The sequence below is a fragment of the Bdellovibrio sp. genome (genome assembly GCF_036384735.1).
In the GTDB taxonomy this organism is placed as follows: Bacteria; Bdellovibrionota; Bdellovibrionia; order Bdellovibrionales; family Bdellovibrionaceae; genus Bdellovibrio.
Window position 1 is genome coordinate 1 of the sequence record NZ_DASVLT010000070.1, and the last position, 8,364, is coordinate 8,364.

Sequence of the window (8,364 nt, forward strand, 5' to 3'; positions counted from 1 at the left end):
TTCTTCTTAATGGTGATATTCACTGGAATCACGGCATCGCGGGCGGCCTGACGGCGGCTTGCTGTTTCTTGCTTATTCAATGTCAGATTCGGAACGAGCAAGGACCTGCCGAAATAAAGAATATTGGCACGATCACTTTCAGAGAATCTTTCCAGGTCTTTTTTATCGTCAAGATTGAAATTTTCAGGCTCTTGCAGATCCAGAACGTCATTACGTGGAATCGAGAACTCGCGACCTAGGTTGTTTTTATGAACAATGCGGGCAACAACGTTGTTTTGTGCAATAGGAATAAAACGATCCGGAGCCTCTGCAATTTTCTTTTCATACCAGTTTTCAAGATTACGAATCAAAACCGCTTCAATGCGCGGACTGAATTTATTATCAATTAACCATTCGAACATAAAATCAGAAACCGTCGTTCCCAGCTCTTTTTCGAATTCCTTTTTATATTGGAAAAAATCTTTCACTTGATCGCGATAACCTGCCGAAGTTTTTGGCCAACTGGTTTCGCGATAATAGGTTCTTAATGTTCTAAAGGAGTGGATCAATCCCTGGGAAACGCGTTCAAACACACTGGTATCGAAATCGTATACCACGGGAACAGCGTACTCTGCTTTCAGGCGTTTTTCTTCAGTTGTCACCTCGTCTGTCATTTCGAAGGCAATCGGTGAGTTCACATCGAATTTTGCAACATCACCGACATTGAAGTTATAAGGCACATCGAATTGATAGAAGATTGTGTAAGATAAAAGGACACAATACAGGAAGATCATAGCAGCACGACGAATAAAGAACTTCTCTTCCATCAGTTGCACGACGCGGCCAAAGAATGTTTTCTCCAGACCAATAGAGTCCACCCAGTCTAAAAACTTGAGACTGTGATCCTCGTAATTGACGCGGGTCGAAGGGCTATCGCCCCTTTTAGAGTTCTTACTTCGTTGCATATTCGATTAGTCGTATCTCCTCGAAATTCCCTTTAAAATATCTTCCTTTAGGCTTTTGTTTTAGGCTAGCATTGAAGCTCTTCCCAATCAGAAAGTCGAGGCTAAATATGCCACAACCTCCTGCGAATTTCCGTCACATTGAGTCCTTGGTCGAGATTGTTCGTTCCCTGCGTGGTCCAGATGGTTGCCCCTGGGATAAAGAACAGTCCCATGAATCACTCACTCAATACGCCATTGAAGAAACAGCAGAATTGGTTGAGGCCATAGAAACCAAGGACTCCTCTCGCGATGCCAAAATGAAAGAGGAATTAGGAGATGTTCTATTCCAAGTTATCCTTCATGCGCAAATGGCTTCTGAGCGCGGCGCATTCGACTTTACAGATGTGATTGAAGGCATCTCTGAGAAGCTGGTGCGTCGTCATCCCCATGTATTTTCTGATGTGAATGTCGCAGATACTGCCGAAGTAATTCAAAACTGGGAAGAGATTAAGAAACAAGAAAAAGCCGCAAAAGGCGAAACACCGAAATCTGCTTATGCTTTGAATGTGCCTCCCCTTCCCGCACTGCAAAAAGCTTTCAAAATTGGCAAACGTACCGAGAAACTAAAATTCGACTGGGACAATGTTGAAGGTGTCATGGTGAAAGTCGAAGAAGAAATGGATGAACTGCGCGAAGCACTTGATTCCGTTTCTGCAGCAGAGATCGAACACGAACTGGGAGATGTCTTGTTCTCGCTCGCGCAATTGGGTCGCCATCTAAAAATGGAGCCAGAGCAAATTCTACGCAAAGCCAATGCGCGCTTTGAAGAGCGCTTTAACTTGATGGTGGACCTGGCAGATAAAGACGGCAAAGATTGGGGCCATCTGACCCTTGATGACAAAGAGTCTTACTGGATTAAGGCAAAAAATATTTTAAAGACAGCCAAGGTTTGATCGTTAGTTTTCTAACATGGCGGTGACGTTCGCCGCCATGTCCTTTTGGGCTTAGTCTAAATCGAACTCTTTCGTTTTAGGTCTCTAAAAAACGACATTTTTTCGTCATAGAAATTGCTACCAAACCAGGTATGAAAATCCTTGTTTGGATCGGCCTTATTCTGAGTTTCTCTCGGGCTTTCGCGGGTTCCCCGTTTGATAGTTGCGTCAGTGGTCTTTATGGCCAAGGAGGCCTCTCTTTGCGAGAGGCCCAAGAGTACTGCTTGCATGATCACGCCCCAGCCATGGTCAGTTGCCAAAATAATTTATTTCAAAAAGCCTTCCTCACCCCGCAGGATAGTTTTTCGGCTTGTACGGAAAACAAGAATGCAGACATCAGCTATCGTGCTGGTGATTTGTATCATGGCCAATATCAAGCTGTCCCATCCGCAGATGGCAAAAAGACGGTTTGCACGATCACTGTGAATTCTGAAGAAGAGCGTCAAAGCTTTCAAAAATTCCTACCAGCAACTGCCTATAATTTTTTAGAACTTCTTCCACAACCGGAGGCAGATCGTTTTATCACTCGTGATTCCCAGTGGCTACAGCGCAGCTGCGAAAACCAAGTACGTTGTGATATCCTCGTGATCTCGGGTCACTTTGCTGACTCCTTCTTGGGTGATAAGGGCTTTGAAATCTCAATGACAGATCTTCAGACCTTTAAGCAGAAAGCTGAATGCCAAAATTTTTTTGAATCCATCAAAGAGGTTTATCTTTTCGGCTGCAATACCCTTGCGAGTAAAAATGCAGATGCACGTTCAATCTCTGAGTACGTGAATGTTCTAATTGGTGATGGTGTTGCTCCCCACACAGCCCAAAGAATCGCAGCGCGCCGTTATACGCCTTATGATCAAAGTGTTGCAGAGAAGATGAAAGATATTTTTTCGTCGGCGAATTTCATCACAGGCTTCACAACTGTGGGTCCTAGTGGAAAAAGTGTTCAACCTACTTTAGAGAAATACCTCAGTACCGCTTACGTTAACGGCCAAAAGGAAGAGGGCCGCGAGCAAGACTTCACCAAGACCCTTGGTCGCTTGGGTATGGACATGGTGAAACCCGACCCAAAAATGAAAAGTCTTTCCGGCACGTATGTTCCGGTGACCGTGCACATGACATCCACGGAGTCCGTGACAAAGTTCATCAATCAATATGGAGCAAGCCTTCCTGTCCCCGTGGTTGATGTTGTAAATTCCGCACTAGCACAAGGTCTTTTAAAAAAAGATGCTGTTGATAAAATCAAAGCATCGCTGACATCGAAGTGGCAGGCTTTCAGTGCAACACAAAAACGTCGTCTCCTCTGCCCGCTTATTCTTGCTGAGAACGAAAATTGGCTTCCCAATGATATCGACTGCAAAAGCAGCATTGCCTGGATGAGTGCCGATATTTTGACTCCCACTCGTCCTTAGACCGAAAATAATTCTTGAAATATTCGACTTTTTCACTCGAGTTTACTTGAACTTCAGAGGAGAATTTTTGATTCCCGACTCGAGGAAGGAAGAGTTTTTCGCGGAAAATTTAAGGATGAAAATCTCGGCCCCGTGCTAACTCACACTTCAAAAAAGAACGCAAAAAAGTTTGTCACTCTTTAAAGACTTCCCAAAAATACGCGCACTTAGCTTTCGTGAACGCCGAGATTTCTTAGTAAAATGATCACACCTTTAACACCAAAAAATTATTTCGCCCCTGACCATTTAGCCAATTCCCCATGATTTCAACCACTTATCTTGTGTCAAAAAGAGACCTTCGAAAAATAAAAAAAAGATTTCGCACACTTAGGGGCCATTTCTGTTTTTCTGCATTCTCTACGAAACTAACTCCATCACGTAACAGTGGTGGGGATGCTCAGGAGGGCAATAGTATGGTTAACCGAATCGCACGCAAGACAGTTATGTTTGCTTCAGCTGTCGCGATGCTAGCAGGATGCTCAAAAGGTGGAGGCTCGTACTCTACTTTGGCGGACGCCGCTAACTACCAGCAAGAGGCAGTCTACGTCCCTAGAAAAATCGACATCCTTTGGGTGATCGACAACTCTGGCTCTATGGCTACTTCACAGGCGAACCTTGCTTCGAACTTCCAGTCCTTCATCTCTCGTTTCAATCAATATAATTATGACTTCCACATGGCTGTGTCCACGACGGACGCTTGGGAAAAGGAATTCTACTCCACAAGTACAAAAGCACGCATCAGGGATGGTGCGGTTCTTGTGTCAGGCCAATCGTCGACTCACTCTGGATATTATGTGATCGATAAAAATACTCCAAATATGAGCAGCGTTTTCGAGACTAATATCAAGCAAGGAACACTTGGTAATGGTGACGAGCGTGCATTTGAGAGCTTCTATCAAACTCTTGGCAACGAATCGTTCAATACTTCGTCTGGTTTCCGTCGTCCTGATGCATTCCTTGCTATCATTATCGTGAGTGACGAAGACGATTTTTCAAACTCGACAACAAATTTGATCGAGGATTATAACAGTTCTTATTTATATCCAATTTCTAAATATACAGACTTCTTGAATAGCTACACTGGTGGCGTTGCAGGAACAGACTACTCGGTAAGTTCAATCTCTACATTGAACCAAAGCTGTTACAACTCAATCTACAATGGGGCGCAGAAAATTTCTGTACGCTACCCAGCAATCGCCGATGCTACAGGTGGTGTGAAAGCATCTATCTGTGACAACTTCGGTACTTCACTGCAATTGATTTCAGATTCTATCATTCAATTGTCGAGCTCATTTAAATTGAGCCGTGCTCCGGTTGTTTCTTCAATCGTAGTAACAGTCGACGGGGTGAATGTAGCGCAAGACGCAACTAACGGTTGGACTTATGATGAGTCCTCAATGGTTCTTACATTCCACGGCTCTTCGGTGCCGGCGGCGAATGCAAGCATCAGTATCAAGTTTGATCCAGTATCGATCAAACTGTAAGAAAAGGTGTTGTATGGGTGGGGTACAAGCAACAGCTACTAAAGGTCAAGAATGGTTTATCCTTCGCGGGGACATGAAATATGGTCCCTACGAATATAAGTCCTTGATTACAATGATTCAAAACGGCGAACTTTACGATTATAACTTCGTATGGGCACCGCACCTCGAGAATTGGACTCTTGTGGGTGATCTTCAGGAATTTTCTAAAGACCGTCTTTGTCGTTTGATCGAAACAAAAGATCACTTGGCTGGCTCTTTTAAGGACAGAAAAGTTCCACGCGTGGATCTTGTGACTGCCGTGTATGCACACAACGATCATGCTTTCTTTGATGGACAAACAGTTTCTGTCAGTGAAAATGGGGCTTTAGTTCTTTTGAACGATCCCCTTCTTCAACCAGGTCAACAAATCTTGCTTCACTTCAGAACATCTGATGTGAATCCAGAATCATTCAATGTTCTTTGTGAGATTGTTCGTAAGAACTATTCGAAACAAAGACTTAACGTTAAGTCCGGTTTGCACTACGCGGTCCGTTTCCTCCAGGTGCAAGAACACGGTCAAGCTCAACTTACAAAATGGTCGCGCGGTGGTGGCGTTGCCAAGGAGGAAACAAATGGCATTTCTTAAATTCATGAATGAATCAGGCTTCGTAGGCTGGACGATTCTTCTAGTTGGTGTTGGATCATTGATCCTAGTCGCAGAAAGAGCACGCATGCTCTATAAAGAGTACGGCATGAACACGGAAGAGTTCATGGGCAAAATCCAAACTTTGGTTTTGGCAAAGAAATTAGACGAAGCTCTTTTGATGTGCGCCCAATTGGAGAAAAAACCATTGGCAGCGGCCTTCAAAACTATTTTGGAAAAAGCGGATCGTGATGACGATACTATTTTCCAATCTCATGACATTGCTTTGTCTGAGAATATCCCTCTGTATACGAAACGCCTGCACTATCTTTCAATGCTTGCCAACGTGGCAACCTTGTTAGGTCTTTTGGGTACGATCCACGGTCTAATCTTGTCGTTCCAAGCGGTAGCACAAGCGGACCCTGCGCAAAAACAAGCACTGTTGGCACAAGGTATCTCGGTATCTATGTATACAACAGCATTGGGTCTTGCGGTTGCGATCCCAGCGATGGTTTTCTTCTCTTTCCTTACTTCACGTCAAAATGAATTGATGGAAGAAATGCAAGAGAAATGCGGAAAACTTGCTGAGCTTCTAACAAGCGCACATATCCCAAATTTGACTCGTCAAAACGTGTTCCCTGACCATGTCAGCGCTGCTGCTATGACGCCTCCTGCTCCCGGCGCGAAAGTCTCTTAGCCGAGAGACTTTCCGGTGTGGTGGGACGGAAGTAAAAAACGTATTCCGTGCGAAGGACGGAGTAAAATTGTGAGGTATGAGACGCGCAAAAAAACTTAAGATCAATCACCATAGTGAGTTCGATTTGGACTTGGCTCCCCTTCTCGCGGTCATGGTGAAACTTGTTCCGGTTCTTCTAGTTTCGTCTGCCTTCGTGCAAATGATGGTGATCGAAACTGAACTGCCACAGGTCGTCAGTGAAGCCATTCAAAAACAAGATCAAGACAAAACTCCTACAAATATCGCTCTCGAAGTCGATGGCAAAGATGGCTTTGCAATCGTCGTGACTGAAAAAGGTCAGGATAAAGTGGAACACATTCCATTGAAAAATGGAGCGTTCGACTTGCCTGCTCTTCATCAGAAACTGGTTGAAGTTAAAAAAGCTCATCCTGAAATCTTCAAGCTCGAGCTGAATCCCGAGTCTCACGTTCCTTACAAGGAAATCGTGAAAGTGATGGATGAAGTCCGTCAAGCTCATGATCCAAGCGTGAAATTCCCTGTGTTCGATTCGAAGCAAGGAAAGAACGTCGATACTCAATACATGTTTCCAGAGATCGTATTCTCTAACATGATGGAGGGCTAACACCATGTCACGCAGACGTCGCTATGAGCCCAATATAAAAAAGAATTCAACTTTCGCACTGAACATCACTTCGATGACGGATATGTTCACCATCCTCCTGGTGTTCTTACTCCAAACCTACTCAACGTCGGATGTTCAGATCATTCCAGAGAACGGCTTGCGCCTTCCGTCTTCCGCTTCACAAGCGAATCCGGTCGAGGCGATCAAGCTTTCTTTGTCGAATGATGCACTTAAAATTGACCAAACTAAGATTGCTGATGTGAAAAACGCAGATTTCCTTCCACAGGATTTAGAAGAGAAAGACACAAACTTCATCAAGCCTCTTTTCGAGCAGCTTGATAAGATTGCGAAAACCTCTGATAAATCTCATGTCAAGGAAGGCAAAATCCTTTTGCAAGCTGATAAAGAACTTCCGTATGCAACTTTAAGAAAAGTTATGTACACGGCTTCTATGGCTGGCTTTCCTCAGTTGAAATTGGTCACCCTGGTTGGAGAGTAATATGAAACTGCGTTTTGGTAAAACAGTCGTCCTGCTTTTGGCGATCCACTTATTTTCGATGTACTGTTTCGCAGAAACTGAAAAAGGTCTTTTGCCGGAAGTTCGTCTCGGTACCAACGAGAATGACAATGAAAGAAAGGCCTTCAGCAGCGAGATTATGATCACTCGCTCTGAAAACAAAGCTATCGAGTCTTTGCAAAAAATTATTGCTAAAAACAAAGGCTCGAAAAACGAAGGCGATCTTTGGTATCGTTTGGCTGAGCTTTATATGAGAAGATCTAAATCGGGTCGTTTCTTTGATTTGCACAAAGACACTCCAATGATGAAGCTTTCTTCTTTCCCGGTTCCAAATGAAAAAGGTGCCGAAGCGGTAAAACGCGCTATTAAAATCTATACTAAAATTGAAGCAGACTTTCCTCACTTCAATCAGATGGACTCGGTATTATTCAATAATGCCTTTGCCCATCAACAAGTGGGTTTGTTTAAAGAGTCTGACGTTCTCTATGCTCGCCTTCTGCAAAAATTCCCAAAATCACCACTAGTACCCGACGGTACATTGGCTTTGGGTGAATTGCTTTACGAACAAGGTAAATTCGCAGAGGCCTTGGATCAATTCAAACGCTTGGAACAATTCCCACAAAGCCGTGTGTATTCATACGGTATGTATAAAGCGGCTTGGGCCTACTACAATCTTCATGACAGTGACAACGGCATCAAAAAACTAGTCGAGGTTGTGAAAAACAATCCACCGCTTCAAGATGGTGAAGTCCCAACAAATCGCCACAATCTTCGTAAGGAAGCATTGCGCGATTTGACAGTATTCATCGGTGACACTTACCCAGCAAACAAACTTTATTCTTTCTTTGAAGAATTGACGACAGAAGAAGAACTTGGTCAGTCGATGAGTGACCTTGCGAAACTTTACGATTCACACAGCCGTCAAAAAGAGATGAACATCTTCCTTGATGAATACATCGATAAACGCCCTACAGGCCCAGAGGTTGTGAAATCTCACTTGGCCCTTGTTGAGGCCAATGAAACTTTGAAAAAACGCGACAAAGTTTTAGATCACTTGCAAAT

Annotated in this window: 8 protein-coding genes and 1 pseudogene; 8 read left to right on the forward strand and 1 reads right to left on the reverse strand. The window is 43.8% G+C overall.

What is annotated here, in order from left to right; translation table 11 throughout:
* A pseudogene (locus VF412_RS19350) lies at window positions 1-944 on the reverse strand (HD family phosphohydrolase); the annotation flags it as partial.
* A 107-nt stretch (window positions 945-1,051) separates the two neighbouring features.
* Between VF412_RS19350 and mazG the strand changes: the two are divergent.
* The 8 genes from mazG to VF412_RS19390 all read left to right on the forward strand — a co-directional run.
* The gene (mazG, locus tag VF412_RS19355; RefSeq protein ID WP_331340922.1) at window positions 1,052-1,876 is read left to right on the forward strand and encodes a nucleoside triphosphate pyrophosphohydrolase; all 825 of its coding nucleotides are present in this window, start codon (window positions 1,052-1,054) and stop codon (window positions 1,874-1,876) included.
* A gap of 131 nt (window positions 1,877-2,007) precedes the next feature.
* The gene (locus VF412_RS19360) at window positions 2,008-3,321 is read left to right on the forward strand and encodes a hypothetical protein (protein ID WP_331340923.1); all 1,314 of its coding nucleotides are present in this window, start codon (window positions 2,008-2,010) and stop codon (window positions 3,319-3,321) included.
* 452 nt (window positions 3,322-3,773) lie between these two features.
* Window positions 3,774-4,844, forward strand: coding sequence for a hypothetical protein (locus tag VF412_RS19365; RefSeq protein ID WP_331340924.1), 1,071 nt, complete (start codon window positions 3,774-3,776; stop codon window positions 4,842-4,844).
* A 13-nt stretch (window positions 4,845-4,857) separates the two neighbouring features.
* A complete protein-coding gene (locus VF412_RS19370) occupies window positions 4,858-5,469 on the forward strand; it encodes a PilZ domain-containing protein (RefSeq protein WP_331340925.1) in 612 nt (203 codons plus the stop codon).
* Window positions 5,456-6,163 carry a MotA/TolQ/ExbB proton channel family protein gene (locus tag VF412_RS19375; protein WP_331340926.1) on the forward strand — a complete coding sequence of 236 codons (708 nt, stop codon included), beginning with the start codon at window positions 5,456-5,458 and terminating at the stop codon, window positions 6,161-6,163. Before VF412_RS19370 ends, VF412_RS19375 begins: the two co-directional genes overlap by 14 nt.
* A 76-nt stretch (window positions 6,164-6,239) precedes the next feature.
* Complete coding sequence (locus tag VF412_RS19380) at window positions 6,240-6,785, forward strand: biopolymer transporter ExbD (protein WP_331340927.1); 546 nt, start codon at window positions 6,240-6,242, stop codon at window positions 6,783-6,785.
* A gap of 4 nt (window positions 6,786-6,789) precedes the next feature.
* A complete protein-coding gene (locus tag VF412_RS19385; RefSeq protein ID WP_331340928.1) occupies window positions 6,790-7,284 on the forward strand; it encodes a biopolymer transporter ExbD in 495 nt (164 codons plus the stop codon).
* 1 nt (window position 7,285) lies between these two features.
* Window positions 7,286-8,364, forward strand: a 1,079-nt coding sequence (locus VF412_RS19390; protein WP_331340929.1) for a tetratricopeptide repeat protein, incomplete at its 3' end; no start/stop codon positions are given.